The sequence below is a fragment of the Paraburkholderia franconis genome, assembly GCF_009362735.1.
GTDB lineage: Bacteria > Pseudomonadota > Gammaproteobacteria > Burkholderiales > Burkholderiaceae > Paraburkholderia > Paraburkholderia franconis.
The window spans coordinates 1-25,932 of sequence record NZ_WHNP01000049.1 but is presented as its reverse complement, the minus strand read 5'-3'; the positions used below and the strand labels follow the sequence as shown (position 1 = coordinate 25,932).

Annotated in this window: 34 protein-coding genes and 2 pseudogenes; 29 read left to right on the top strand and 7 right to left on the bottom strand. The window is 62.0% G+C overall.

The window, feature by feature from the left end:
- Positions 1-3 precede the first annotated feature (3 nt).
- The gene (locus tag GCT13_RS33975) at positions 4-327 is read right to left on the bottom strand and encodes a hypothetical protein (protein ID WP_143811217.1); all 324 of its coding nucleotides are present in this window, start codon (positions 325-327) and stop codon (positions 4-6) included.
- A gap of 276 nt (positions 328-603) precedes the next feature.
- On the opposite strand from GCT13_RS33975, the gene GCT13_RS33970 reads away from it, so the two are divergent.
- Together GCT13_RS33970 and GCT13_RS51370 are read left to right on the top strand one after the other, a co-directional pair.
- The gene (locus GCT13_RS33970) at positions 604-870 is read left to right on the top strand and encodes a hypothetical protein (protein ID WP_143811218.1); all 267 of its coding nucleotides are present in this window, start codon (positions 604-606) and stop codon (positions 868-870) included.
- A gap of 266 nt (positions 871-1,136) precedes the next feature.
- A pseudogene (locus tag GCT13_RS51370) lies at positions 1,137-1,653 on the top strand (alpha/beta hydrolase).
- Between the two features lie 580 nt (positions 1,654-2,233).
- Here the strand turns inward: GCT13_RS51370 and GCT13_RS33955 are convergent.
- Together GCT13_RS33955 and GCT13_RS48670 are read right to left on the bottom strand one after the other, a co-directional pair.
- Positions 2,234-2,416, bottom strand: a complete 183-nt coding sequence (locus GCT13_RS33955) for a hypothetical protein (RefSeq protein WP_143811219.1) — start codon at positions 2,414-2,416, stop codon at positions 2,234-2,236.
- An 898-nt stretch (positions 2,417-3,314) separates the two neighbouring features.
- A complete protein-coding gene (locus GCT13_RS48670; protein WP_160111875.1) occupies positions 3,315-3,503 on the bottom strand; it encodes a hypothetical protein in 189 nt (62 codons plus the stop codon).
- A gap of 98 nt (positions 3,504-3,601) precedes the next feature.
- On the opposite strand from GCT13_RS48670, the gene GCT13_RS33945 reads away from it, so the two are divergent.
- The gene (locus tag GCT13_RS33945; RefSeq protein WP_152765894.1) at positions 3,602-4,549 is read left to right on the top strand and encodes a PAS domain S-box protein; all 948 of its coding nucleotides are present in this window, start codon (positions 3,602-3,604) and stop codon (positions 4,547-4,549) included.
- A 19-nt stretch (positions 4,550-4,568) separates the two neighbouring features.
- Here GCT13_RS33945 and GCT13_RS33940 read toward each other — a convergent pair whose 3' ends face one another.
- Together GCT13_RS33940 and GCT13_RS33935 are read right to left on the bottom strand one after the other, a co-directional pair.
- On the bottom strand, positions 4,569-4,898 hold the full coding sequence (locus GCT13_RS33940; protein WP_235851228.1) for an XRE family transcriptional regulator: 330 nt from the start codon (positions 4,896-4,898) through the stop codon (positions 4,569-4,571).
- A gap of 76 nt (positions 4,899-4,974) precedes the next feature.
- Positions 4,975-5,232 carry a hypothetical protein gene (locus GCT13_RS33935; protein ID WP_143811220.1) on the bottom strand — a complete coding sequence of 86 codons (258 nt, stop codon included), beginning with the start codon at positions 5,230-5,232 and terminating at the stop codon, positions 4,975-4,977.
- A gap of 32 nt (positions 5,233-5,264) precedes the next feature.
- Here GCT13_RS33935 and GCT13_RS33930 point away from each other — a divergent pair, with 32 nt between their 5' ends.
- From GCT13_RS33930 to GCT13_RS33920, 3 genes are read left to right on the top strand one after another with little or no spacing between them, the layout of a single operon-like run.
- On the top strand, positions 5,265-5,927 hold the full coding sequence (locus GCT13_RS33930) for a lytic transglycosylase domain-containing protein (protein ID WP_087740159.1): 663 nt from the start codon (positions 5,265-5,267) through the stop codon (positions 5,925-5,927).
- 43 nt (positions 5,928-5,970) lie between these two features.
- A complete protein-coding gene (locus GCT13_RS33925) occupies positions 5,971-6,321 on the top strand; it encodes a hypothetical protein (protein WP_087740160.1) in 351 nt (116 codons plus the stop codon).
- A gap of 9 nt (positions 6,322-6,330) precedes the next feature.
- Complete coding sequence (locus GCT13_RS33920; protein WP_087740161.1) at positions 6,331-6,768, top strand: VirB3 family type IV secretion system protein; 438 nt, start codon at positions 6,331-6,333, stop codon at positions 6,766-6,768.
- 11 nt (positions 6,769-6,779) lie between these two features.
- Here the strand turns inward: GCT13_RS33920 and GCT13_RS50980 are convergent, their stop codons facing one another.
- Positions 6,780-7,457, bottom strand: a complete 678-nt coding sequence (locus GCT13_RS50980; protein ID WP_321574807.1) for a hypothetical protein — start codon at positions 7,455-7,457, stop codon at positions 6,780-6,782.
- Between GCT13_RS50980 and GCT13_RS33915 the strand changes: the two genes are divergently transcribed.
- From GCT13_RS33915 to GCT13_RS33855, 14 genes are all read left to right on the top strand, one after another.
- Positions 7,344-9,341, top strand: a complete 1,998-nt coding sequence (locus tag GCT13_RS33915; RefSeq protein ID WP_321574806.1) for a VirB4 family type IV secretion system protein — start codon at positions 7,344-7,346, stop codon at positions 9,339-9,341. The two genes, GCT13_RS50980 and GCT13_RS33915, sit on opposite strands and share 114 nt — an antisense overlap.
- Positions 9,342-9,352: 11 nt before the next feature.
- Positions 9,353-10,030: a type IV secretion system protein gene (locus tag GCT13_RS33910; protein ID WP_087740170.1), complete on the top strand. Its 678-nt coding sequence runs from the start codon at positions 9,353-9,355 to the stop codon at positions 10,028-10,030.
- Positions 10,020-10,265: a hypothetical protein gene (locus GCT13_RS33905; protein ID WP_321574803.1), complete on the top strand. Its 246-nt coding sequence runs from the start codon at positions 10,020-10,022 to the stop codon at positions 10,263-10,265. The genes GCT13_RS33910 and GCT13_RS33905 overlap by 11 nt, the downstream gene beginning before the upstream one ends.
- 24 nt (positions 10,266-10,289) lie before the next feature.
- The gene (locus GCT13_RS33900) at positions 10,290-11,204 is read left to right on the top strand and encodes a type IV secretion system protein (RefSeq protein WP_087740171.1); all 915 of its coding nucleotides are present in this window, start codon (positions 10,290-10,292) and stop codon (positions 11,202-11,204) included.
- Between the two features lie 8 nt (positions 11,205-11,212).
- Positions 11,213-11,341: a hypothetical protein gene (locus GCT13_RS50640; protein ID WP_265335317.1), complete on the top strand. Its 129-nt coding sequence runs from the start codon at positions 11,213-11,215 to the stop codon at positions 11,339-11,341.
- Between the two features lie 20 nt (positions 11,342-11,361).
- The gene (locus GCT13_RS49725; protein WP_227747142.1) at positions 11,362-11,505 is read left to right on the top strand and encodes a hypothetical protein; all 144 of its coding nucleotides are present in this window, start codon (positions 11,362-11,364) and stop codon (positions 11,503-11,505) included.
- A gap of 8 nt (positions 11,506-11,513) precedes the next feature.
- On the top strand, positions 11,514-12,365 hold the full coding sequence (locus GCT13_RS33890; protein ID WP_152765888.1) for a type IV secretion system protein: 852 nt from the start codon (positions 11,514-11,516) through the stop codon (positions 12,363-12,365).
- A 29-nt stretch (positions 12,366-12,394) separates the two neighbouring features.
- Entirely contained in the window at positions 12,395-13,279 is an 885-nt protein-coding gene (locus GCT13_RS33885) for a TrbG/VirB9 family P-type conjugative transfer protein (RefSeq protein WP_235851227.1), read from the top strand.
- Positions 13,280-13,296: 17 nt separating this feature from the next.
- Entirely contained in the window at positions 13,297-14,658 is a 1,362-nt protein-coding gene (locus GCT13_RS33880; RefSeq protein WP_152765884.1) for a TrbI/VirB10 family protein, read from the top strand.
- 20 nt (positions 14,659-14,678) lie between these two features.
- Positions 14,679-14,945 (top strand): hypothetical protein, encoded by a 267-nt coding sequence (locus tag GCT13_RS33875; RefSeq protein WP_143811224.1) that lies wholly within the window; start codon positions 14,679-14,681, stop codon positions 14,943-14,945.
- 244 nt (positions 14,946-15,189) lie between these two features.
- Positions 15,190-16,227: a P-type DNA transfer ATPase VirB11 gene (virB11, locus tag GCT13_RS33870; protein WP_087740224.1), complete on the top strand. Its 1,038-nt coding sequence runs from the start codon at positions 15,190-15,192 to the stop codon at positions 16,225-16,227.
- Entirely contained in the window at positions 16,224-16,478 is a 255-nt protein-coding gene (locus GCT13_RS33865) for a hypothetical protein (protein WP_087740225.1), read from the top strand. Before virB11 ends, GCT13_RS33865 begins: the two co-directional genes overlap by 4 nt.
- The gene (locus tag GCT13_RS33860; protein WP_087740226.1) at positions 16,475-16,708 is read left to right on the top strand and encodes a hypothetical protein; all 234 of its coding nucleotides are present in this window, start codon (positions 16,475-16,477) and stop codon (positions 16,706-16,708) included. The genes GCT13_RS33865 and GCT13_RS33860 overlap by 4 nt, the downstream gene beginning before the upstream one ends.
- A gap of 177 nt (positions 16,709-16,885) precedes the next feature.
- Positions 16,886-17,110: a DUF3717 domain-containing protein gene (locus tag GCT13_RS33855; RefSeq protein WP_235851233.1), complete on the top strand. Its 225-nt coding sequence runs from the start codon at positions 16,886-16,888 to the stop codon at positions 17,108-17,110.
- Between the two features lie 152 nt (positions 17,111-17,262).
- Here GCT13_RS33855 and GCT13_RS33850 read toward each other — a convergent pair whose 3' ends face one another.
- Positions 17,263-17,613 carry a hypothetical protein gene (locus tag GCT13_RS33850; RefSeq protein ID WP_087740228.1) on the bottom strand — a complete coding sequence of 117 codons (351 nt, stop codon included), beginning with the start codon at positions 17,611-17,613 and terminating at the stop codon, positions 17,263-17,265.
- 28 nt (positions 17,614-17,641) lie between these two features.
- On the opposite strand from GCT13_RS33850, the gene GCT13_RS33845 reads away from it, so the two are divergent.
- From GCT13_RS33845 to GCT13_RS33805, 9 genes and pseudogenes are all read left to right on the top strand, one after another.
- Complete coding sequence (locus tag GCT13_RS33845) at positions 17,642-17,995, top strand: hypothetical protein (RefSeq protein ID WP_087740229.1); 354 nt, start codon at positions 17,642-17,644, stop codon at positions 17,993-17,995.
- 187 nt (positions 17,996-18,182) lie between these two features.
- On the top strand, positions 18,183-19,988 hold the full coding sequence (locus GCT13_RS33840) for a type IV secretory system conjugative DNA transfer family protein (protein ID WP_087740230.1): 1,806 nt from the start codon (positions 18,183-18,185) through the stop codon (positions 19,986-19,988).
- On the top strand, positions 19,985-21,655 hold the full coding sequence (locus GCT13_RS33835) for an LPD7 domain-containing protein (RefSeq protein ID WP_152765882.1): 1,671 nt from the start codon (positions 19,985-19,987) through the stop codon (positions 21,653-21,655). The genes GCT13_RS33840 and GCT13_RS33835 overlap by 4 nt, the downstream gene beginning before the upstream one ends.
- A gap of 69 nt (positions 21,656-21,724) precedes the next feature.
- Entirely contained in the window at positions 21,725-22,435 is a 711-nt protein-coding gene (gene stbB / locus GCT13_RS33830; protein ID WP_087740232.1) for a StbB family protein, read from the top strand.
- A complete protein-coding gene (locus GCT13_RS33825) occupies positions 22,435-22,884 on the top strand; it encodes a hypothetical protein (RefSeq protein WP_087740233.1) in 450 nt (149 codons plus the stop codon). Before stbB ends, GCT13_RS33825 begins: the two co-directional genes overlap by 1 nt.
- A gap of 10 nt (positions 22,885-22,894) precedes the next feature.
- A complete protein-coding gene (locus GCT13_RS33820; RefSeq protein WP_087740234.1) occupies positions 22,895-23,221 on the top strand; it encodes a TrbM/KikA/MpfK family conjugal transfer protein in 327 nt (108 codons plus the stop codon).
- Between the two features lie 329 nt (positions 23,222-23,550).
- Positions 23,551-23,901 (top strand): hypothetical protein, encoded by a 351-nt coding sequence (locus GCT13_RS33815; protein WP_152765880.1) that lies wholly within the window; start codon positions 23,551-23,553, stop codon positions 23,899-23,901.
- 7 nt (positions 23,902-23,908) lie between these two features.
- On the top strand, positions 23,909-25,285 hold the full coding sequence (locus GCT13_RS33810; protein WP_087740235.1) for a hypothetical protein: 1,377 nt from the start codon (positions 23,909-23,911) through the stop codon (positions 25,283-25,285).
- Between the two features lie 442 nt (positions 25,286-25,727).
- Positions 25,728-25,932, top strand: a pseudogene (locus GCT13_RS33805) (IS110 family transposase); the annotation flags it as partial.

Here is a 25,932-nt window from a genome sequence, read left to right as displayed (position 1 = left end):
GCCTCAGTGGGTGAAGCCGTCCCGGATCAGACCTGCCAGTCTGTCGTGGTCGGCGGCGAACCGTGCGCGGCCCGCGGTGTCCTCCGGTCCCACCAGCCCCCTTGCCAGGCTGAACCACAGGGCCAGCGCGCCCAGCGCGCCCAGCGCGAAGTCGTGGTGCAGGCGGCGCCTGCCGGCGCGCGTGGCCTCGCGCGCGATGAATTCGTGCAGTTCATGTTCGGTGCGCGCGGTCAGCCGGGCGTAGTCATAGCTGGGAATCAGGTGCGTTCGGGCGGCCATATTGGTGGTGCGCGGCCTCGCGGACCGGAAATTATTCTTGTCAATCAATCACTTGGACGCATCCTATCATCCAGTTCCTGAACTGACAACGAAAAACGGCATTCGTGATAACTGCGGTTATCAGATGCGGCGATTGTTGTGTGGTCGGCACCACTGTTTGTACTTGCAGCGCAGGCGATTTTTCCTATGTTGATAGCAGCGAGCGCCGCTGCGGCAACCTCACGCCGGTCCGAGAGGCAGGCGTGGCGCAGGGAGACAGCGATGGTCCGGGGAATTGCGGCACTATGTCTCGCACTGCTCCTGACAGACGGCTGCGCACAAAGCATGAACACAAACCGGGGCACGCTCAATCCGGACTTTCTGGTGAATGGCGTGCTAAGCAACTCTCTCTCGGGCACCACGTTCGTGCCGCGAAAGGGAAAGAACTACGTCCCCAACCGGGGACGCGAAAGCGGCCTCTGGGACATCACGAACGAACTGTCGGGCGCAGGCGCGGTGAAGGGCTCGGGCACGCAGAGTGCCCCCTGTTTCCGGGCCGCCCGCTTCTGGCGCCCCCGCATCCGTCACCAACGACATTACGTCCGGACCTAGACCAAACAACGATCTTCTCCGCGGCTTTACACTTACGGGCACGCACGCGCAGCCGGTCCGGCCGAAAGTGGCGCCAAAGCGGACAGGAGCGAACGGCCGCTACGACGTCGTGCGCGTATTCTTCGGCACGGACCGGGTCGTATCCGCTCCGACAGATGGTCCGCCGCAATTCACGAGTGACTATGCGCCAACCGTAACTCAGCGTGGATGTCAGCATCCCGCGCAATCATGGAACCGCCGCCATTGAGTCGCCGTCCGTGCTGCGGATGGAGTTTCACGGTGACCCCGACCGCGACGTGTCGATCCTTCAAGTTGCGCTTGGCCCATACGAGCAGTTCCGCGCGGGAATGCGCACGAAGGCATTAAACGCGTGGACGCTGAGCGTGCTGCTGTTCATTCACGGCTACAACGTCAGCTTTGAGGACGCGGCGATGCGCACCGCGCAGATGGCGTACGACCTTGACTTCGCGGGCGCACCGGTATTCTTCATGGCCGTCGCGGGATAGGCCAATTTGCTATTTCGAGGACGAGCAGTCGATCGAACGCGCCGAGGGCGACATCGAGCAGTTCGTCATGGGGGTCCTCTCGGCCTCGCCGAGTGCCTATCTGTATGTCATCGCGTACAGCATGGGCAAGCGCGGCTTGACGCGCGCCCTGGTGAGCTTTGCCCGCAACCACCCGGACGAGGCCTACCGGCTGCGTGAGGTGGTGCTTGCTGCGCCGGAAATCGACACCGATGTTTTCGTCAATCAGATCGCGCCCGGTCTGATCGCGATTGGATGATACAGAGGAAAATAGCGGCTCCAAAATGGTGCCCGTTGAGCTGCACAACGAAAGTGGCCGCATCCGTCAATCAGTGCGGCGCGCTCTGTGAAACGGTGGCCGCGCTGCGGCGGCCGCCGGTTTCCCTGTTCAGTTTTCGCTGATTTCCGCGTGACTGGCCGGCTCGTGTCGTATCACTCCTGTACCGCCTGACGGCGCTCGTTGAATGTGATACGGATTCTTTGACAGGGGCCGCTTTCCGATAGGTGCGCGTCTACGGGAGTCTTTACGCGTGCTGGTGCGTGGCGGCTCGCGGGCCGGGACTCCGGCGAGAATGTGGTGCTGCTGAAGGGGATCGGGACGATCGACGTAACCAATCTCGATATGGATTTGACGGGCCACTCGTATGTCGGCGACCGGCGCGATCCTCTCGGATCTCTACTACATCATCCAAGCCGACACGCGGCCCAGCAAACGGTTCGGCCTCTCACACAAGACGCGGAACGGGAGCGATTACTGGGTTTTCAACCGCTAACCTCGGGTCTACCGGATACGTCGACCGTAAGGAATTGTCGTCGCCTGTGCTGAGCACGGGTACGGATCAGCTCTTGGGAATACGCGTGACGCGGTGTGGTGCGCTGCAGCCGGCTGAATGGCCGGCCGCGGCTCGCAGCCTGCGCCTGCCTTCCTCGTTCGCGCGCTCGCGCGAGGACAGCACTGCGAGTTGCATCATGGCTAGTGAACTGACGACGCCCACGATCACCAGCGCGATGTCTTTGCGCACCTTGGCGCGCCTCACGAGGTCACGATGATTCCTTAGCCCAGCTATAGCGCATTTGGGAAACGCTGCACCGGATCGGTGGCGAGTCGGAGCTGGCTGACCACTACCTACGCCTGCTGGTCGCCGCGCGCAGCAATGCCATGATCGCGGTAGAAAACTACCTGCAGACGGCGGAATTGCTGGTTGAACAGCTGGAGAGGCAACCAGCCCGGACCAGCGAGCCGAGTGGCGCGAGGCCCTGCTGCAGCGCCTGTACGAACTCGTCGACGTGGCCGGGCTCATGACCGACGAAGCAGAACTGCGCTTCGCCGGGGCAAAGAACCCGCTTCCGATACCGTGCCCCCGTCGATTCTCGACCTTTAGGTCGTTCGGAGATCGTCACAGACACCTTCAGCAATCCGGCTGGCCAATCCGGCGATCGCTCGACCACGGCTGCATCTACTTTTACTCCCAGAACGCATTGAGTTTTACTTCAGCGGACGCCGAGGCTCGATTTTCGAGTGGAAGACACACTTGCTTTGATCGAGCGCCAACTTACAGCGATCGGCGATCGCGAGCATAGGTGAATAGTATATCTAACTAATTATGAGTGGTTAATGGCGAACCGTCGCCGTGCCATGATTTCATTTTCAACAAATGCGTTAAGAATTCGATGCATATTGCATGTGCTTATGCAACAATTTGTAACGATGCTCCCCTTCGTCGCTTAACATTGTCCACACTAGTTGCTCCTCTTGCGAACTTGGGCAGTCTGATGTTAGAGATCAATGAACTGCATACTGATGATTTTCTCACTGTTCGATTTGGACTCCTTACGCCTGCTTGGACGGTGACGAGCGACAGCGATTCCGTCCAACTCGCTGATGCGCACGGCTATCGATGCGCTGCTGTGCCAGTCGACTCAAACAGCATTTCGCAAATACGCAAGTTGCACGATGGCGTCGGATGTGTTGTATGCAAGGTCAATATATTCGGCAGGTCCCTTACCCTGTATCTGTACGGGAAAAAAGTTTGCGAGCATACCTGGCACGGCGTTGCGGCCTCTCATCGCAACATCGACTTCGCGCACGATGTAGTTCGGTTGGTACAACCAGAGGTTCCTAGGAAAGTCGTGAATATTCGTGACGTTTGAACAAGCCTCGATTCGAAACTCAACGAATCGCATGACCTAGTTGCGGGTGTAAACGGATGAAGAGCAAGAAAGTCTTTGACGAATTCGATAGGCACTTCGGGACTTCCAGTCCAGTCTGGCAATTCTCCTCGTCTAGCGACGAGCTGGTACTGTCTCGGGCAGGCGGCGAGCAAGAGCCACAACTTTCCATCCCCTTGAACGGCGAGCAGGCTGCCTCCATCCGTTACGTGACTGGCGCGACAACAGTGTTGCTTCTCAACGTGCGGCTGTTTGGGCGAAATGTTGAATTGCAGCTAGTCGGCAAGAAGATCAGTGAGGCGCATTGGGCGGGCGTAGCAGCGGCGCTTTGCGATGCGGAAACGGTAGCAAGGAATTCGATGGACGCGTTGGCCTTTGCGGAGGGAATTATTTCGGAGGTGAACGCCGTCGTTGTTGTGCTGGACAAGGAAGGCACGATTCACCGCTTCAACAAGATGGCCGAGGAATATGCCGGCCGCAAAGAGGCTGATGTAATCGGAAAAAACGCCCAAAGACTTTTCATGACGCCGGACGAAGGTGAGTCGTCCCGGCGGAACATTACCCGGTTTTTTGAGCGTGGCCAGCCCTACGACGTTGAGAGGAACGTTCAGACTGTGAACGGCTCGCGGCGATTTCTCTTTCGCAACAGATTTATCGGCGCTGGAAATAGTGGCAGTGCCGAATGTATCGTCTGCTCGGGAATCGAAATTCCGGAAGTCGTTGATAGCGACGCCGTTGTGAGGACGGGCGATCGGCGCACCGCGTTGGGGGAGGCATACTGCCTCGACGTTTTGAAGAGGGTCATGGACTGGGCGGCGATGGTCGATGGAGCGCGGGCTTTATTGGCCTCGGTTGAAGAGGGTTCTGGTGACGCGGGATCGCTCGCTCACGCGAAACGTCTTGCCGCAAGCGCCGTAAAAGATGCGTACGGACTATATGAAGAAATCGATGCGCGCCTGACCGTCGGACCGCATCGGGGCCAATGACGGAGCCGCGCTGCCTATTTCACTTCCCCTTGCTCGCAGTGCCCTTGCGTGCCTCGCGTTTACGGTCTGGCTCTTGCGAGTCAACAGCATCCATCTGTGGTCTGCGCGCCTGACCTCGGCGCCGGGCTGCGACGATGTTCTGCACGAACTCTTCGACTGAGCGGAGCTCACTCTCCGACAATCCTTCCAGCCAGTCTGGGGAGGGCCTACCGCCCGTAACCGGTCCTTTCCCAAGAGCCAGCCATACTGGGTTGACGCCATACAGCAACGCGAGCGAAACGGTGAAGCTGGACCCGGTGCCCTTGAGCTCAAGCTCAGCGAGATTGCTCTGCGCAATTCCGACGTGCATCTCTACCTGTTTTTGGGTGAGCCCTCTGTTCTTGCGCGCACGGAGCAAGCGCTCTCCGAAAGGGGTGCGCCCCTGTTTAGAATTTTCCATGCGACAAAGATAGAGTAGCTGAATATCGGTTTTCCGCTTGACGCAAATATCGGTTTTCCGCTATCGTTCCTTCATGAACTGTCAGATCGTCGTTGATCGATTGACGAACCGAGCGCGTGGTGGCGTTACTCAACTCAAGCTCGTGAGGCTTTGCGGATGCGGGTAGTCGACCATCAGTGATCCGCTGCGCGGTGTAACGGAGCGGCCAAATGCAAATCTGGGGCTGCGCCTTCTTGAGCTTCACGCTGCGCTCGCGCCCGGAGCGGAGGAGGAAGCGTGATTGATTTTGCCACTCTCGCGCACGAATGTGCGCCGACCGTGCAGGCAGCTACCTTGCAGGCGATTGTCCGTACTGAGTCGGCTTTTAATCCACTGGCAGTTGGCGTCGTTGGAGGTCATCTGCAGAGACAGCCGAAGACTCTTGAAGAGGCGCTTGCAACGGTTCGTGCGCTGGCTGCCCGTGGCATAGATTTCAGTTTGGGAATTGGGCAGGTCAACCGGTTCAATCTTTCCCGGTACGAGGTGACGTACGAAACCGCTTTTGACCCATGTGCCAACCTGCGGGTCGCTGGCGCCATTCTGCACGACTGCTACCAGCGTGCAAGCGCTTCGTACGGACGGGGCGAACGTGCGCTGCGGGGGGCGATCAGTTGCTACTACAGCGGTAACTTCGTTCGTGGCGAGCGGGTTGAGTCCGGCGGATCCAGCTATGTGCAGCGTGTCGTCGCCAATGCGCAGACGACGGTAGGTAAGGCCAACCTTGTTTCGGCGATACCCGTGATCATGGACCGGCCAGCTGGCCCTACAACGCAGGTTATCGCCGGAAAGGTTAAGTCCAGCCCCTCTCAACGGGACGTTAGACCGCAGCGCCATGACGCGCCGCATCCGCCGTGGGATGCCTTTGGCGACTTCGACTGTGATAGCGACGCGTGCAAATGATCTGACTGGCCGCGCCGCGGCGTTCGTTTGAAAGAGAGAAGCCATGTTTCGAAAAATCAAATTCTGTGCCATCAAGTTAGCACGACTAAAAGATGATGCAGCATGCATTATCTGCGCTGCAAAGTCAACGCTGCTCGGCGCAGCACTGCTTGCGCCCGAACTTGCCTTGGCCGGAGGCGGTCTTGATTCGGCGACTGAGGGTGCGAATACGTTCAAGATCTGGCTGTACTCGTTCCTCGGTGTCTGTGCTTCATGTGTGCTGCTTTGGAAAGGTGCCGAATGCTGGGCCGATCGTTCGCACTGGAGCGAGTTCGTCACGCTCGGCGGCAAGGTCGCGGTGGTCGGTGCGGTGGTCGGCGTGCTCGCGCCGTACCTGTGGAACCTGTTTACCTGAGCGCGTGCCATGTCGGACGAGAAAGCCCGCTACGCCGGTTTCAATGGACTTGGACGCACCGCGGCCATCTGGGGCGTGCCCTACATGGCGATGCTCGTGGTGGTCGTCGCTTCGATGTTCACGGGTGTGCTCGTGGCCTTCTTCGTCGGCCCGGGCGGCCTCCTCTTCGTGTTTCTCGGCTTTCCGGTGCTGCTGTCGTTCAAGCACATCTGCGAAACCGACGATCAAGGACTGTGGATCATGTGGCTGCAGTTCCGCTGCCGGTTCTACTTCTGGCAGTTGCGCATCCGCGCGCGGGTGAATGCCGGGAGAGCGGCGCCGCATTTCGGCAACACGTCGACGCTTGCGCCACTGCGATACGGCCGGCAGCGTCGTGTCTTTCGCGATTTTCTTCAACCATTGGGCAAGGGCGAGCGCCGGCTGCGTGAGCCCGGTCAGGAGCCGTGATGGGTAGCAGATCAACCGTCTCGAGCGAGATCCTCGGCGCGATCGGCGCCGTCGAAGACTGGATGCCGGGGTTCAGGCATCCGGTCACAAGGCATGTGCAGCACATCGACGGAAACCGTTTCATGGTGACGCTTGCGCTGCGCGGTGTGCCGTTCGAGGTATTCGAAAACAAGGTGCTTGACCGCAAGTTCGACCGCGACACGGAGATCTTGAGCAAACTGGGCCGCGACCATGGCGGGCGCCTTGGTTACCACGGCGTTTTCATGCGACGGCGCGTGAACGCCGATCACGAGTACCGTTTCGACAGCCCCTTCATGAACTGGTTTTCGACGCAGCATGGCGGGCAGTTCAGGGGTGGCCGGTTTTTTGAAAACCGCTATTACTTTTCGATCATCCTGAAGTACGAGGACTTCGAGGATGGGCTGAAGGAAATCGCGTCGCTGGCGCAGCAGGCGCTGCAACAGTTTGCGGACTACGAGGCCGAACTGCTCGCGGTGTACGAGCGCACGCATATGAACGGCACAAAGATGCTGTTTTCGCAGCTGTATGGCTTCGTCAGTTATCTCGTGAACGGGGTGACGGGTGATCTGCCGGTCGCAGCAGAGCCAGGTGTTGACGTCATTCCGTCCAGTTATCTTCGCTTCGGCTACGACACACACGCGATCGACGGGCCGGGCGTGCCGGACCACCGGCGGTTCTTCAGCTGCCGCGACCTGCGCAGCTTCCCGGACAAGCCGGGCTTCGGCCAGCTCGATCCGCTGCTCTCACTGCCGATTGAATTCACGGTTGTGCATTCCTTCAACTGCATGTCGGGTTTCGAATCAAACCGCACGATCGACTCGGCAATCAACAAGCTGGAGTCCGCCGGCGACAAGGCGAAGCATCAGGTCAGGGAACTGCGCGATGCGCAGGGTTACGTCAACACGGGCGAGCTGTCGTTCGGCGTGTACCATGGTGCGGCCGTGATCTATGGCGCAAGTACACAGGAGGCGCTGGAAAACGGGATCCTGTTCGCATCCCGATCGCTGAACGAGTGCGGTGTCGACTGGGCGCTCGCGACCGGTTCGGCGCCCTTCACGTATTTTTCGCAGGTCCCGGGCGCGAAGGTCAAGCCACGGCCCAAGGTCCAGTCGTCGCGCAACTTTGCGTCGATGTTCACCTGCCACGACTATTCCGCCGGCAAGGCTGAGGGCAACCCTATCGGCGACGGCTCAGCTGTCATCCCATTCCGTTCCGCATCGGGCATCTATTACTTCAGCCCGCATGCGAGCCGGCAGGGCGACGTCAACGTGGCGGAGAAGCTGGCCGCGCACGTGAAGCTGCAAGGCACGACCGGTGCCGGCAAGTCGACTGTCGCGACCGCCATCGCTGGCATGCTGTCCCGGTTCGGGCAGCTGCTGTTCGTGCTGGACAAGGGGCGAGGCTGGGAAGTGTTCATCCGCGCGATGCGCGGCGCCTACGTCCATCTGGAGAAAGGCAAACCGACTGGCTGGGCGCCGTTCGAGCTGGCCGACACGGCTGAGAATCGCGAGTTCCTGTACGGGCTGGTCGAGCTTTGTGGACGCAGAAGCGGCGTTGATCATCAGGGCAAATCCGTCAAGATCGATCTGACCGCCGCCGAGAAGATCCAGTGCCGCAACGCCGTCGACGCGGTGATGGGTATCGAGGACGTGCGCCTGCGGCGCTTCAGTCTGCTGCTGGACAGCATTCCAGATGAGGGCGATGACAGTCTGCGCCAGCGTCTGTCGCTCTGGTGCAAATCCGACAACGGCCGCTTCTGGTGGGTGTTTGACAACCCACCGAACCTGGCGCTGAACATGACGGAGCAGCGCTGGATCGGCTTTGACGTCGAGGCGTTCCTCGTCGAAAACTACGAACCGTCCGAGCCGGCGTTTGCCTGGCTTTTCCACCTCAAGAAGCTGATGCGAGGTGAGGGCCGGCTCATGCAGACCGTGATGGAAGAGTACTGGATGCCGATCCGCTTCCGCACGATCCGCGAGCAGATCGAGGAAACGCTCGCGAGCGGCCGCAAGGAAGGGGAGTTCATCACGCTCATCACCCAGCAGCCCGAGCAGGGCCAGAAGGCCGCCGACCTGTACCCGGCGCTGCGCAGTCTGGTTGCGACCAACCTGTATCTGGCGGATCCGGCGGCGGAAGAGGAGGCGTACGTCCGCGACGGCATGACGCGCAAGGAATTCACGGAGTTCAGGAAGCTCACGCCCTCGTCGCGCCGGTTCCTCATCAAGCAGGGCAACCAGTCGGCGTTCGCGGGTTTTGACCTCAGCGGCATGGAAGACGCGATCGCCGTGTTCTCGGGTGATCGCGAGAACGTATTGATCTGCGACACGGTGCGCGCGGCGCTGGGGGAAGATCCGGACGTATGGCTACCGGTCTACCTGGAACGTGTCTTCGAACGCAAACTGCGCACGCGCCTCGCGGCGAAGCACGGCGCCGATGAGCGGCTGTGGGCAGACGAGCTGCGGCGTGGTCTCGAGTGCAAGCGCGCCGAGCTCGCCCGCATCTATGCGTCGGCACGCGCTGTCGACGCGGGTAACGAAGCTGTCACTGTCTGATGGGGGGAATCGTGAACGTCAACGATGTCGAACGCCCGGCGCGCCTGCTGCGGGCGGGTCGTGTGGCCGTCACCGCGCTCTGCCTGTGTGCAGCGATCATCGCACACGCCCAAGGTGTGCCAACCATCTCGCCGGCCGAGCTTGCCCAGCAGATGATGCAGGTTCAGCAGCTGATGCAGCAGATCGAGAACCAGGAGGCACAGTACCGCGCACTCACCGGTAACAGCAGCCTGGGCACGATCATGAACTACGCATCGCTGCGCAACTACCTGCCGGAACAGTGGCAGGACATCTATGACCAGGCGAAGCGTGGCAGCCTGTCGGGCATCAGTTCGTCGATGCGCTCGATCGAGCAGCAGGAAGGCATGACGGACGCCTCGACACCGGGGCAACAGCGCTATTACGACGTGCTCGCAGCCAACAAGGCGATGAACGAGCAGGCGTACAGCGCGACGATGGCGCGGCTCAATAACATCCAGTCGCTGATGCAGCAGTCGAACCTCACGCAGGATCCGGCCGAGAAGGCGGATCTGCAAAACAGGATGGCTGCTGAAGAGGCGATGGTCACCAATGAGCAGACGCGCCTGCAGCTCACCGCCCAGCTGCAGCAGGCGGAGCTCAAGCTCGCGCAAGACCAGCGCGACCGCGAATTCAAAAACCAGTTCCTCGGAGGTTCAAGTGGCGAATAAAGCTCTTCTTTCCGCGATCGTCAGTCTGCTGGTTGTCATTGCCGGTTATCTGGGCTATCTCGCGTGGGACCGTCATCAGCACAACGTGCAGGAAGAGATTGCGCACAGGCAGGATCTGGAATTCAGGGCGCATCTGCTTGGTACGACGCCCGAAAAGCTCGAGCAGGAGCAAACGCCTGAACAGCGTGAGCGGGACAGAGAAGCCGATCAGGTGGTGAAGAAAGCAATGCAGTGAATGGAACGACTTCAGGAGCCAAAGATGTCTTATACGCTTATCACGACGACGATCTTCTCAAGGATGACGTCCGACTTCGACGCCAACGTCGTCGCGACGATCAGTTCAGGTTCGGAACGTATCATCAGTCTGATTGCGCCGTTGATGATGACGTGCTTCAGCATCTACGTGCTACTGGTCGTGTGGTCGTACTGGCAGGGACAGAACGATGAACCGATCAACGACTTCCTGATGCGTATGGCGGCCTGGGCGTTCATCCTGACCTGCGGCATGAACATCCAGTTCTATACCGAGTACATCGTGCCGGCTGTCAATGGTTTTGGCGAGGCACTCTCCGGTGCGATTACAGGACAAAGCAATCCCGTCTCGGGACTGGATAATTTGTTGAGCGCGTACATCAACGCCTGTGGGCAGATCTACGATCACGCGCACAACTTCGAAATTATCGGAGCGGTGTGGGTGATTTCAGTGATGCTTATCTTTGCCACGCCCTTCATGGGGTTGGCCGTGGCCTACATCATCCTCGCGAAATTCGCACTCGGACTGCTACTCGCACTCGGGCCACTCTTCATTTCAATGGCGCTGTTTCCGCCGGTGCGACAGTACTTCTGGAACTGGGCGGGACAGTGCTTTAACTACGCGCTGCTCGTAGCCCTGTTCGCGGGCGCCGGCGCGATCGAAGTCAATTTCGCGAAATCAATTGCACCGAGCGGGACGGCCTTCCCGTCGATGCAGCAGGTGGTGGAAATCGACGTGATGGGCGTGGTGTTCTTCGTCGTCGCCCTCAATCTTCCGGGCTTGGCCTCCGCGCTGGCGAGTGGTGTGGGCATTTCGACCATGACGGGCAAGCTGGGTGGTCTGGGACGTGCGCTGGCCGCGGCCGCGAAAACGGGTGGCGCCGGCAAGTACAAGACGGGTGGCTCCCTTTCGGCAGCATAGGCGGATGTATGCCAGATATCTTTGCGAAGCTGATCCGCTGGTGGTTGGTCGCCGTCTGCTGGGTTACGTTTGCCGGTTTCGTGGGGGCGTTGCTCAACGTCATCGGTATGTTCATCTACCGCCGGTTGCACGAATGACTGGTGAGAGGATTTCAGGCATGAAGACCATATTCCGCGCAGGCCTGCTCGCATTTGTCCTGCAGGCGTGCAGTTCTCCGCCGAAACCAGCGGAGCCGACAGGCCAGTGGATGCCTGTCAACCAGCCGCTGACCCAGCAGGCGGGTCGCACGGACCCGAAGTGAGGACCAGGATGGTATCGGTAATCAGACAGTGGCTCGCGGCTGGCGTGGGCTCGCGCAAGCGCGCCCCGACGCCGCCCATATCGGCCGCGCACCTGGAGGCAGCAGCGCGTGCCGTCGACCGGTCACAGCGTGACGCGGTCAGCTGGTATCTCGACCAGGCCCGGGAGTTCGAGAAGTCGAAGATGGAGATGGCCGAAGAAAAGGCGCGCGTCGCCGACCGGCGATCAGTGCTCTCGGGTGGCATCGCCCTCGCGGCTGTTTTTGGCATGGCAGCGTTAGGACTACTTAAAAGACCCAATCCACCGGCTGTGCTGCGGGTGAACGACACGACCGGCAAGGTGGATGTGCTGCCAACGACCGCGAACGGCCACGTGAGCTTCACTGAAAAAACCGACCGCGCGGACCTGCGCCGCTATGTCGAGATGCGCGAGAGCTACGACTGGGAGACGATTTCGGACATGCACAGCGCGGTGATGTTCATGAGCGACGATCATGAAAAGGACGCTTATGACGCGCTCATCCGTGGGCCGGCCGGCCCGCTCAAGCTGCTCAAAGACCAGGCGCGCATCATCGCCCGGGTCGGCTCGATCACCTTTGTCGGTTCGACCGCGCAGGTGTTCTTCTCACGGCAGGTGATCCCGTTGAATGTGGCGGCGAAGCACCCGGACCCGACCTGGTGGATTGCGACGGTGGCCTTCACGCGCGTCGATGTGCCGGAGAAACAGGATCAGCAGGACATCGATCCGGACGGGTTCCGGTGCACCAGTTACGAGGTCACACGCGATTACACCCGCGCGCCAGCGGATGCATCGCCCGTTCCCGCACCGGCCGCATCGAAGATGCCCGGGAGCGGGTCATGAGTCGTACGGGTCTTCGCTCGCCGCTAGGCGTGGTCGCGATCATGGCCGCCTGTGCGCTCGCCGGTGGCCGCGTGCACGCGCTTGAAATCCCGCGGAGCTGCGGCGCCGACCCGCATATCCAGTGCGCGACGTACAGCCCTGACCAGGCCTACCGCGTGGCGACGATGCCAGGCCGTGTGGTGATGATCCAGTTCGAGCCCGGAGAACACATCCTGAAAGACGGCGGCGGCATTGGCGATGCACGCGCCTGGCACGTGTCGGTCAACGACAGCGGAGCGCTGCTCAAGCCCGGTGCGCTGCAACCCGAAACCAACCTCGTGCTCGTGACCAACCGGCGCACCTATTCGCTGTCGCTTGTCGATGTATCGCGGGCGCAGCCCGCGACGTGGATCCTGCGCTTCGACTATCCGGACACGAAGGCGAAGACCGCGGCCGAACAGCTGCGGCGCCGGGAGGCCGTCAGCGCCGTACTGGCGGGCCAGCAGGACACTCCGGCTGGTCCGGCGAGAACCGGAGCGACGGGCGCAGCGGTGTCCCCGGGTGCGCCCGGGTCATCCGCGCCGGCGGCGAACATGCAGTACATGATGCGCGGCGATCGCGCGCTTGCGCCTACCGCCTTGTGGGACGACGGACGTTTCACCTACTTCAGGTACGCGACCGCGCGCGATCTGCCGACGATTTTCACGAAGCTGCCGGACGGCAGTGAGGCGACGGTGAATTTCCATATGGAAGGCGACACCGTTGTCGTCCACGAGGTTTCGAAGACGTTCATCATCCGCTACGGCCAGGCGGTGCTGGGCATCCGCAACGACGGCTACTCGCCGGACGGCCACTACAACCGCACCGCCTCGTCGTTGCCCGGTACGGCGCGCATCGAACGCGCGCACGGCAGCCGCGATCGGGTGGACGACTGACGGGAGCGCGCACACGCATGAGCGAACGCAACGAAATCGGCAACGCCGGGCGCGCGGACACGGCGCCGCAGCCGTCGCTGGACCTGCCCGGACGCCGCCGCACGCGCGCGGGCAAGCTCAGGCTCGTGCTGGTCGCGCTGGTCGTGATTGCGCTGGGTGCATCAGGCGTCACGATCTACCTGCAGCGACTCTTCCAGCAGCATCAGGACGCGAAACAGGCGGCGCTCAACAAGCCGAAGGACAGCGGCGCGAGCGAGGCTGGGGCCGACCTCGAAACACAGAAGGCGCGCATCAAGCGGGCCGAAGCCGATCAGGCGCGCGCCGCATCGGAAGCTGCGGCTGCCGCCGCGGCAAGGCAGCAGCTCGCCCCGCCGGCCGGCGCAGCGTCGCACCCTGTCGGCGAAGGGGGCACCGCGATTGCGAACAACCGGCCGCGGCCACTGTCACCCGCGGAGCGGCGTCTCTCGGGCAGCGTGCTGGTCATGTCCCGAGACAGCCGGGCCACCGGTGGTCCTGAAGACTCTGCGCTCGCATCCAGTGACGCGGGCGGCGGCAGCGCAGACACGACGGGCAACGGCACCGGCGGTGGCAATAGTCTGGCCGGCATGGCGAAGTCCATGGGGCTCGCGGCGCTGCGGGGCGGGCCATCTGGAGCCGCCGGTTCATCTGGTGCAGGGCTGACTGATAACCATGATGCCGGCGACAACAAAGGATCGGTCTTCGACCAGTCCCTGCAGCCCTCGAAGCTGCAGCCGATGCGTGCCTCGTTCCGGCCGAACCGTCATTACCTGATCAGCCGGAACACCATGATCCGGTGCGGGCAGGCCACCGCAATCCGCACTGACCGGCCGGGGCTGGTGGGCTGTCCGATCGCCGATGACGTCTGGTCGGACGATGGCACGACGCTGCTCATTCGCAAGGGCGCGCTGGCCAAAGGCGAGCAGCGCGACGCCGTAATGCACGGGCAGGGCGTCATTGGCGCGATCTGGGACGAGATCGACGACGGCGATGTCCGTATTCCCATGAACTCGCCGGCGACCGATTCCCTCGGGGCGGCCGGCATTCCCGCCTACATCGACGAGCATTTCTGGCTCCGCTTCAAGGGGGCGCTGATGGTGAGCCTCATCGGCGACTTTGGTCAGGCGCTCGCGAACAAGGCGATCGGAGCGGGCCAGACCATTACCTTCTCGAACAGTTCGAACGCGACGCAGGACGTCGCCGCAGAGACGCTGCGTCAAACGATCAACATCCCGCCCAGCGCTTATTCAAACCAGGGATCCCTGATCAACATCTTCGTTGCGCGCGATGTTGACCTGAGCAGCGTGTACGAGAACGTTGACAGCGACGGCAGCGAGATTGCGCCGGCGGCCCGACACTGACCAACGTGAGGAATATCACGATGGAACTGCAGATCCCGTTTCCCGACTCTTTCCCGCTTCAAGGTGGCGAGCGTGATGCGTTCGAAGAGAAGCTGCGCGACGAAAGGTCGATGCGCGCCGGCCGTACCAGCTGTCTGACCTTCTACCGCTGCGCCGGATTGGCGACGAGCACGTGTTTATGGATGCAACTAACTGTCTCGCAACAACCACCCTTTCGACACCGCGCCGTGCCGGGGCGGGTTTATTCCCTGCGCTTTCACAGCAGGCACAGCGGCGGGAGGTACTGACCACAGTCGACAACGCGATGGAAGTCGACCATCTGGCGACGTCCATCGCGCCAGTAGCGACGGTTGTCTCGATGTCGCCTGCGCGAACGTCGCGCGATCTGGCGAGCAGCGTGCCTGCGACGGGCGACTGTACCGGGTCCCGGTTCAAGTCGAACTGCACGCCACAGAGGCGGGATCGCACGGACGGCGATCCGGAAAGCTTTTTTTTACCAGCTTGCATCAGCCATATCATGAAGGAGTACATATGAGTGCAGTGGTTATCGATGTCATCGAAAAGGGCACCATCGCGCGCAGCTTCCTCCGGCAGATGGGTGTCGCCAGTTTCTTTGACGGCAGTCTCACCGAGGTGGCCATTAACCGGCCCGGCGAGATATGGACACAGGGATCAGCCGGATGGAAGCGGCACGAGGCGCCCGCCTGCACACTCGACGCCTGCTTCAAGCTCGCCAACGCCCTCACGGTGATGAAGGGTGGCAAGTTCTCGACGAAGGAACCGATTCACCCGGTGGTCCTTCCCGACGGTCAGCGCGCTCACGTGCTGATGCAGCCTGCGTGCGAGCAGGACACGATTTCGATCACCATCCGGATTCCATCGAACCAGCGGTTTTCCGTTGACGAATACGAACGCAACGGCGGGTTTGCAGGCTACCAGGACATGTCGCCGCGCCGGGAGGGGTCGGCATCGCTCGACCTGCAGCCGTTCGAGCAGGACATGCTTGAGGCGCAGCGCCAGCGCAACGTCACGCGCCTGCTTGAGCTCGCCGTCGCGAACCGCCTCAATATTGTGCTCGCCGGTGGCACCGGCTCCGGCAAGACGACGCTCAACAAGGCCCTGTCCGATCTCGTACCGTCTGATGAGCGGATTGGCACGATCGAGGATACGCCGGAGCTGTCGCTGCCGAACCATCCGAACCGCGTGCACATGTTTTTCAGCGATACGTTGCCGGCAAAGCAACTGGTGCGCTCGACGCTGCGCATGAAGTTCGATCGCGTGTTCCTTGCCGAGCTGCGTGGCGATGAGACATGGGACTACATGACGCTGCTCAACACGGGTACGCCCGGCGGTATCACGACCGTTCACTGCAACGACGCCAGATCGGCCCACTCCCGTATCGCGACGCTGATCAAGCAGAGCGTGGTGGGTCAGACGCTCGACTGGCAATTCATCATGGATCAGGTCCGCGTGACCGTTGATCTCGTGCTCTTCATGCGCGACAAGCGCCTGTCGGAGATCTGGTACGACCCGGTGGGCAAATGGCAGCTGCTGGGAGGCATCGCATGAAAGAGCGCGCTGTATCACGCACCGGCCCGACGGCGCCGCACGGCGGCTGGCAACGGGATGGCGACCATGCGCTCGTGCATCCCGGCGGCTGGTCGATCGCGCATTACCGCATCGACGGCGTGTGGACCTACATGCTCTGGCATGGAAACGAAACACAGGGCCGGTTTGCGACAGCGGACGCGGCGAAGTCGCGGCACGCCGAGCTGACGGCAGCAACGGTTTCCGGCGCGACGCAGGAGCGTATGGCGTGATCGGACAAATTGTGATTGGCCTGTTCGGCGTCGCGGCGGTGTTCCTGTCGCAGGACCCGCGCGAGCAGCGGCGTCGCTGGGCCTGCGTCTTCGGGCTTGCCGCACAGCCTTTCTGGCTCGTCATGGCGTGGCACGCACACGAGTATGGGGTGCTTGCACTGAGCCTTGTGTACGGATGGGCATGGGCGCGTGGCGTCCGCAGTTACTGGATGAAGGCGGATGCGCGATGAGCCGGTCGCCAGTCGAATGGGCGGAAAAGACGTCGAATCCGCTGCCTGGATGGCGAGCCCGGGTCGACAGCCCACCCGTTGACCCATGTGTGCCGGTCAAGGTCGGCACGAGGGCGGCGACCGGCTGCTCGACGGCCGGCTTCATGAAACGATGCGGGAGGCCGGATGAATATTGGCATGAGTGATATCGAAGCCGCGATAGGCCATTGGCGACGCGCTTCGGCGTCGGAAGAGGCGTTCGCGGCGAGCAGTGAGGGCCGTGCGCTTGCACGGCTCTATGGTGCGGCAATCGCACAGGGCAGTGCACGCATAGAAGAGGGCGAGCTCGACGAGGCCGAGCGCGCTGCGCTGCGTCTTTTGCGTTTCAGTCGAACGGCTCGCGCAACGGAGAAAGAGGCGTGACAACACATCCGCTATTCCACGTTGGTGACAGTGTGATCGGAGCGGAGGGTGGCTCGGGCTACGGGCCGGATCTTCCGGGCCACGTAAGCTTCGCGGTCTGCGAGGTCAAGCGGGGCGGCAAGTCGGTACGCGGGAAGGCGGTCAACCTCGCGTTACCGCGCAGGACCGTGCTCGGGATTGTGCTGCGCATGCTTCCGCATGCCGACGGCATGATGCCCGATACGACTTCTATCAACAGGGAAGCGGCCGCGTGTGCTGGGCATCCGCCGCAGGTGCTGAATCACCGGGAGGAAGACCGCGGGCTCATCGATCGCCTGCGTTGCGACGTACGACTCAATTTCGCGCGCGTGCCGGCACTGCATGCCGCACAGGCCGTGCTCCAATACTGCGACGACGGGACGGCCGCTGGCCTGCACCTGCTGATCGCGGCCGCCGATCAGCGTGACGGTCTGCCGATGAAGCGCGCTGCCGAGTTCAATGCTTGGGGGTATCAGCGCAACCATGAAGCGACCGGGCACTCAGGGGCGAACCATGCCGAAATATCTCCGCATTCTCATTCCGTGTCTGGTCGTGCTGGTGATCGTCGCGGCCGCAGTGACGCTCGGTCAATATCTCGGCGGACTGCTTTTCGCAAAGATGCAGAAGCTGCCACAGGACGCGGTTGGTATTTTTACGCTCTACGACTACTGGCAGGCGTGGGGCGAGGTCCCTGCGGTGAGGCGGGCTCTCTCTGTCTGCACGCTGCTGTCAGCCGTCATTGGCTGCATGCCCGCGATCACGATCACGATCGCGCTGGTGAACTCGCGCGGACGTATCGCGCAGTTCGGCAATGCGCGCTTCGCCACGCGCCGGGACATCGTGAAGGCCGGCCTGCTGGAAAAGTGATCATGCAGCCAGATTCGACTCTCGCTATGCCAACGCGGCCTGGTATGACCGTTTTGCCGGTGCTGCGTCGCCTGTCTGCAGCTGCGGGCCCGGCGCGGCGCGAGGCCCATTGGAATGTGGATCTTCGTGCATGCGGTGTGGCTGCAAGCCCGGTTGTTCTCCTCACGTTATCCACGAGGTAAACACCATGTCCCACACGTATCCACCATTCATCGTCGGCAAATACAGGGGCGAGTATCTGAAGTATCGCGGCCAGGACTTCCTCATGCTCGCCGCTGGCACGCGCTCGGGGAAAGGCGTCTCGATGGTGATCCCGAATCTTCTCACCTATCCCGATTCGGTCGTCGTCGAGGACATCAAGGAAGAGAACTTCATGTACACGTCCGGCTACCGCAGGAAGTGCGGCCACGAGGTCTACCTGTGGTCACCGTTTTCCGAAAACGGCCGCTCGCATGCGTACAACCCGCTCGAGTACATCGCTGGCCGACCGGCTTATACGCGCGTGGGTGACGTCATGACGATCGGCGAGCATCTCTATCCGTCGAATGTCGACGCGCGCCTGAGGTACTGGAATGACAATGCCCGAAACCTGTTCATCGGGATCGTGCTGTACCTCCTCGAAACGCCATCGCTGCCGTGCACGTTCGGCGAAGTGTTGCGGCAGGCCTCCGGCAAGGGCCGCGCGATTCGCGAGCATGTCTCGTCGATCGTCAGTACGCGCGCGAACGCCACCGACACGCTGCCTGCCCTGAGCTTCGAGTGTCTGGATGCGCTCAACCGCTTTCTGTCGCAGTCGAAGGAAGCGTTCGCCAATATTGTATCCACGATGACGGCGCCGCTGAACGTGTTCAGCAATCCCGTCGTCGATGCGGCGACGAGCCGTTCGGATTTCCATCTGGGCGACGTACGAAAGAAACGCACATCGATCTACGTTGGTATCAAGCCGGGAGACCTGAAGGCGGGCGCGCTGCTCGTCAATCTCTTCTTCTCACAGCTGATCGACCTGAACACGCGTGAGCAGCCTGCCGAGAATCCGGAGCTCAAGTACCAGTGCGCGCTGATGATGGATGAGTTTGCGGCACCGGGAAAGATCGACATCATCGATACGGCCAACGCGTTCATCGCCGGCTTCAACCTGCGGCTCATGCTGATTTTCCACGGCATGTCGCAGCTCGAGGATCCGAAGCTGTACGGCAGGCACGGTGCGGAAACGCTGGCGATCAACTGCAAGATGCGCAGCCTCTTTGCGCCGCGCACGCTGAAGGACTCGGAAGAGTATTCGAAGATGCTGGGCACGTTCACGCATCTGTCACGCTCTCGCAGCCGCAGCCGCGGCCGCAGCGCGTCCACGAGTACGAACGAGACCGAGCACGGTCGGCCGCTGATGCTGCCGCAGGAACTGCGGGCCCTGTCCAGCCGCAAGCAGATCATCACGATCGATGGTTGCGAACCGATCCTGTGCGACAAGGCGTACTTCTACGAGGATGCCGAGCTCGTCGACCGCCTGGTCCAGCTGAGTCCCTACCTGCAGGGGGTGATGGCCACTCTCGAAAAGACCAACCGTCGCCGTGCGTGGTTCGGGTTCGGACCGAAGTTCCCGAACGAGGAGCAGATGAAGCACGCCGCGTTTGTTGCGCGCGAACTCAGTGCGCCCGTGCCGCAGATCGATGTCGAGCAGTGGTGGCACTCGCAGAATGCCGCGCGTCGCGCCCAGATTGAGCCTGCAGCGGGCACGGCAGAGACAGCCGGGGTGCGCGATGTCCGCGAACATGAAATTGGCGTGCTCTCCGCCGGGCACTTGACTAACCGCGGCAGTATCCGTGCCGCGCTGTTCCGGCTGATGCCGTACCTGAGCGAGGTACTGCCCGATGCGGCTGCTTCCGCACGGGCGGATACAGCCAGTTCACAAGCCGCGTTGCAGACCGGTTCGCACTCCGATTCGCAAGCCGCCCCGCAACCTGATCAGCAGCCTGAACAAGGAGTTGTCGCATGAACGAGATCGAATTTCCGGCCGACCAGATTGATCACCACGAGCGCGGCGCGGCCAACGCTGACGATGCTTCGGCCATCCGCGCGCGCACCACGCCGCCTGCGAACGAACCGGAAGCAGCGGCTGTACCGCGCCATCCGGAAACGCCCGTCGACAGCACGACCGAAGAGCGCCTGAAGAAGATCCGCGCCGCTGATCGCGAGCGGGCTGGGCGGCTGCTCAGACCCAGTGCATCGAGCGATGCGCAGAGCAGCGAAGGGGTGAAAACGGCTAAAGGCACGGGGCGGCTGATCGGCAGGAAAGACGGGCCGACGCAGAACAGCAGCCACCCGAAACCGATCTTCGAGAAAACCGGCTACGACGTGCCGAAGTCAGTCAGCAACCAGTATGTTGCGCATGACGGGAAGTTTCTGGATCGAAAGAGTGAGACGGTGCACTTCGAGGACACCGGCCGCACGCTCGCGACGGCCAGTGAGGACCGCAGCGTGATCGCGCACATGGTGGAAGTCGCGAAGGCGAAGAACTGGAGCGAGCTGCAGCTCAAGGGCACGGAGGAATTCCGCCGGCAGGCATGGATTGCGGCAGAACTCGCTGGCGCGCCGACGCGTGGTTTCAGGCCGAAGGAACTGGATCGCGCGATGTTGACGGCTGCGCGCGAGGCCATGCGCATCAGCGCCGGCGAGCAGGCTGGCGATGCGCACCAGCCCCGCACCAACATCGTCGAGACCGCGGCAGGCGCCAGGCCCGACGTTGCCGGCCCTGAAAAGCCCGTGCGGCGTCCGGCGGCCCGCTCAGGCGCAGGCCCGATCGCTGGTGCGCCGGCGGCGCAGCGAACACAGCGCTCCGGCCGCGCGAGCCCCAGCCCGCGGGCGGCGCCGCCGTCCTCCTCGCTCGAGCAGCCGGCAGCCGGTGTGACCGCGGGCGTGCTCGTCGCGCACGGGCCGGCACCATTCAACCACGACGCCAAACAGAACCCGAGCTATTACGCGACCGTGCGCACCGTCAATGGCGAACGCACGGTGTGGGGCCTGGACCTCGAACGCGCGATTAGCGAGGCCGGTGTGCAGGTCGGCCAGCAGGTCGAGCTCGAAAAAGGCGGCAGCAGGACGGTCACGTCCCAGCAGCGGCAGTTCGACGTGCAGGGCAACGAGATCGCGCCAAAGACTGTCACGAGCCGCCGTAACGAATGGCTGGTTTCCTCGCCGGACATGCCGGGCCTGCCTACTCGCGAGCAGCGTGAGGCGCTTGCTAGCGCACGCCGCGAAGGCGACGAGCGGCGGCGGATCAACGAAGCGCGCGAACGCTTCCTGAACGGCAACTGGCAGTACTCAAAGGAACAGCGAGCGGCGCTCGACGCGGCGCGGGAGCGCATCAAGGAACAGGCCGCGCGAGAGGTCCTGCGCGATGAGATCAGGGCGTTGCCCGAGCAGCAGCAGGAGAAGGTCATGGGGGAGTTCGAGAGCGCCGTGGCCGAGGCGCGAGCAGCGAACCGGCCGCTGGACGTGCCGATGCCGCAGGTCAGCGAGGCGACGATCGAGGCCGTGCGTGAACAGATCGAGCGCGAACAGCGCGGGCTCTCCCAGTCTGCACAGCAGCCAGCTCATGAGACCTCCGGGCACCCATCACAGGAAGCGGGTCCCGAAGCACCGCCGCTTGAACTCGAACCGTAGCTGAACCCGTCTGGCGCGCGGCCGCGGTGATGCGCTCACTCCCTATTAACCGGTAAGGAACATTGCACCATGAAGATTGCCGTTATCAATTTCTCGGGCAACGTTGGCAAAAGCACCGTTGCACACCATCTGCTTGCGCCGCGTCTGCCCGGCGCTGAAGTGATCCCGATCGAATCCATCAATTCGGATGACCGCGAAAAGGAAGGCGCGTTGCGCGGGTCGCAGTTCGATGAGCTGCAGGACGAGCTGATGACGCTGCAAAGCGCCGTCGTCGATGTGGGCGCATCGAATGTCGAAGATTTTGTAGGTCTGATGCGAAGCTATGACGGATCCCATGAAGACTTCGATCTCTTCATCGTGCCGGCTGTATCGACCACCAAGCAGCAGGTCGACACGATCGCAACGCTGCGTGCGCTTTCTGATCTGGGCGTGCGCGCGTCAAAGATCCGCCTGGTCATGAATATGGTTGACCGCAAACAGGACCTCAACCGGGGCTTCGCAAGGCTGTTCGAGTTCCACTCCCGCAGCGACGTTTTTTCGATGCATCGTGACGCCGTTATCTACGAGAACCCGATCTTCGAAAGGATCAAGGGTTTTGACAGATCGATCATCGAAATCCGCGATGATCCGCGCGACTATGTCGCGCTCAACGCAGAGGCAATGGAGAATGGGGCATCGGAAGCTGAAAAAGCGCACATTCGACAGATGGTCGCACTGAAACGCCTGGCGAGCCGGGTTACAACAGAACTGGATGATGTGTTCAAGGTGTTGGTGCGCTGATGGGCGCGTCAGATGACTCGATCCGCGAGGAACTGATCGGCGAAGTGCTGGGCGAGCTGTCCCGCCTGCGTCGCGACGTGAAAGAGCTGACACAACTGCTCCAGGCGAGCGGCAAACAGTTCAAGGATGACGGCGAACTGACGCTGCTGCGCTTTACGTCGCGTTACGAGCGGTTCCTCAAGGACTTTAACGTCTCAACCACCGGCGTGCTCGCCGAGGCAGGCCGTTTCGCCGAGGCGCGTGATCAGCTGCTCGGCGAGCTCGCGCTGCGCGAGTACGACCAGGCAAGCGGGCGCGTGCGGGGCCAACTGCGTGACGTGCTGCGCGAAGAGAATTACTGCGGCGGTATCGGTCGCCTCGAGCTGGCGATATGGGTCGTCTGTGCAGCGCTTGGCTCGGCCGCGCTCTCGGTCGGCGCGATCACGGCACTGCATCTGATCCGCGCATAGGAGTCGTTCCATGCCATCCAAAATCTCTTGTGTGGTCGCGGTGGCGGTATGCACCGCGCTCACAGGCGTCACACCGGCGCGGGCTGACAATGACAACCAGAGCGCGTGCGGGGCAGTGCTCTGCCTTGCCGGACTGATGCAGGGCGGCGATGGTGGTCGAGACTGCAGCCGGTACGAGGCGAACTACTTTTCCATCGTGCGTTATCACCACGGCCATTTCGATCTGAGCGGCACGTCGAGCGCGCGCGGTGATTTCCTTAACCAGTGCCGTTCGGCTGGAAGCGACCAGAAGAGCTCGATAAACGCGAAGTACGGCGCCGTCGAGAACGGCCCGTGAATCATGTCTTTCAGGGGCCGGCGAATGGCCTGCCTCCGGGCAGCACGGCTTTTTATCCGCCGGCGTCATTTTCATATAGCCGGATGTGTGTACAACAGTAGCCGGGCGAATCGACCGTCGTCGGCAAAACCGCGGTGGATATGATCGTGTAGCCGGCATGAGCAGTTCGGCGCATCCAACTGAGCAGGCACCGGGCCGTCGAACCGCAATGAAGCGTCATGCCCGCAGCTGACGGCGGGGGCCACGTTGGGCGCTGTGCAAGCCACGCATCGGGTGACGGGACCGTGGCGACGGCAGTACACTGCCAGCGCTGTTTCAGGGGGAATACGATGAAACTCACTTCTGCAAAACTGATTCAGACCATGGAGTTGGGGCGCGAGTACCAGGCGGGTGAACTGGCCCGTCGATTCGATACGTCGTCGGCGCAGATCAACGACATGCTTTGCACCCTCGTCGAAGAAGGCCTTGTGCGTATGAGCAGCCATTCATCACGCATCATTGGCTTCGAGCGCCTGTCGCTCGCGCCCCGGCCACCATCTACAGTCGCAACGGACGCGGGCACATCGACAACTGTAGCGACGCCACCCATCACCCGCCAGATGCATGGCTCGTTGCGGGGCTATGAGGCGTCGCTGGCGAGCGTGCGCAGTCTCGCCATGCTCGCGCGGCCTTCGCGCTGAACGCATCATGCATCTTGTCGAGCGCGATCACCCCGATACGGTCAGGCGGTACCTGAGCGCTGAAGAAGCCGTAGCCGTCCGCCGCTTCTGCGGCGAGGGACAGGAAGTGCGGCCTGAGGACGTGAGGCTCGTGGAAGCCGTTCTCGAGGAGATGCACGACGGGCGACACGTGCGTCTCTGGCTCGAGTGCGACTGCGTCGGCGCAGGGGCTAGCCGGCCGCGACTGACCGCCCGGGTGCGCGAGGAGGGGCCGCGTCATTTCGTACGCATGCATCAGTACGGCGAACACCGCTGCGCGCTGGCGTTGTTCCGTCAGACGCCGGAATCGGAAAACGTCGGACTGGACGATGATCCCGCGCGGCCAGGCCAGCACCATCCGCTCAGACCGGTGAGCGATGCGCTTGACTACCTGGATAATCTGCATGAAGGCGCGGCGCGTCCGGGCGGCTCGAACGGATCAAACGGCGCCTTTGGCCAGAGGGGCCGTCGCCTGCCCCGCCTTGGACGCATCCTGCACACGCTTCTTGAGGATGCGGACTTTGCACGGCTGCACGTCGACGCGTTGCAAGAAAAGTCCAGATCGTGGGAGCGGTTCGAGGCATACGCAGCCGGTCAGGCGCTGAGCCCGGAGCTGACGCTCTCACAGATACTGTATCTCAAGCCGTGGATCCCTCTCAACGAGAAGATGAGGGAGATCGACGCCCTGGCATGGCCGGAAATGAAGGCCCGCAGTGCGCTCCTGCTGTTCGTTGCCGACGAGATTCGCGCAGGCGGTGCAATCAAGAAAACCAGCATGGGTGAGTGTGTGGTGCGCCCCGAAAAGGGTATCCGCGCCGGCGGCCGCGATCAGCGTCTGACGCAGCCGCCGTACTGGGTACTCACCGTGGTCGATCGCGATCGCGACGGCAACGCGCGCTTCCGCGAAGCGTTCGCGCAGCATGCGCATTCGTTTGCGCGACCGGTACCCCTGGACAGTCAGTATGAGCGCATCACCCTGAAATTGCTATTCCGTCTCATGGAATGGGTTAAAAAGCACGGCGTCGGGGTGACGCTTTCGAAACCGCTCTTTGACCGCGAGGTGAGGCAGATCGACAAGCCGAGCCTGTGGTGCCGACCCGACTTCGAACTGACGTTCCGATCGGCGGGAGCCGTCGGTGTCGCGCCCCGGTTGCATCGCCTCGTCATCGAGACGATGGGTGCCGATGATCCTGACTACCTCGCACGCAAATCGCGCACGCACGAAATCATGAAGCGCCGCGGCATCCTGATCGAGCATCAGGTTGCTGACGACGATGCACAGCAGGAGCGCGACGACGCGTTTTTCCGCAGGGTCGCTGCAAAGGTCCTGCATCTCGCCGGCGTGCCGCAGGCGAAGCCTGACTGACCATTCCGCTGCACTTCGTTATACGCACTCGAAGTTTAATCGCGTATTGTGCGATATGGACATCCGAATGGATGACCTGCGGGCGCGCGTTCAGGGCGCGGAACGATACCAACAGAGAGCGGAGAGCGGGCTTCCGGGAGGACCACTGGGTGTGTATTGTCCTTCGTTCGCGAGGTGTCGTCCAAACGGGGCACTGCGGACCAGATCCAGGCAGGAGACGGGATCGACCGTGACAGGAAGCTTACCATGGCGAGTCAGCGACCCTCAATCGGAGCACACCGTTTGAGGATGCGCTGTCAGCCATTGCGGGCTCGCACAGCCTCATCAAGAATGTCGAGATATTCGGGTACTGATAATCATGTAGCCGGCCTCACGCCGTTGCCGTAGGGCGGCGGGCGTAAAGTCAGGGTTGGTCCACCCACTTGACGCACAGGAGGCCGGCATGGACAAGTTTAGTGGAATCGACCTTCATTCGAACAACAGCGTAGTTGTGGTCAGCGATGACGCTGACCGGGTGCTCTACCAACGGCGCTTGCCGAACGATCCCATCCAGATCCGGGCAGCACTGGCACCGCACCGCGAAGATCTCGTGGGCGTGGTCATCGAAGCAACGTACAACTGGTACTGGCTCGTCGATGAGTTGATGG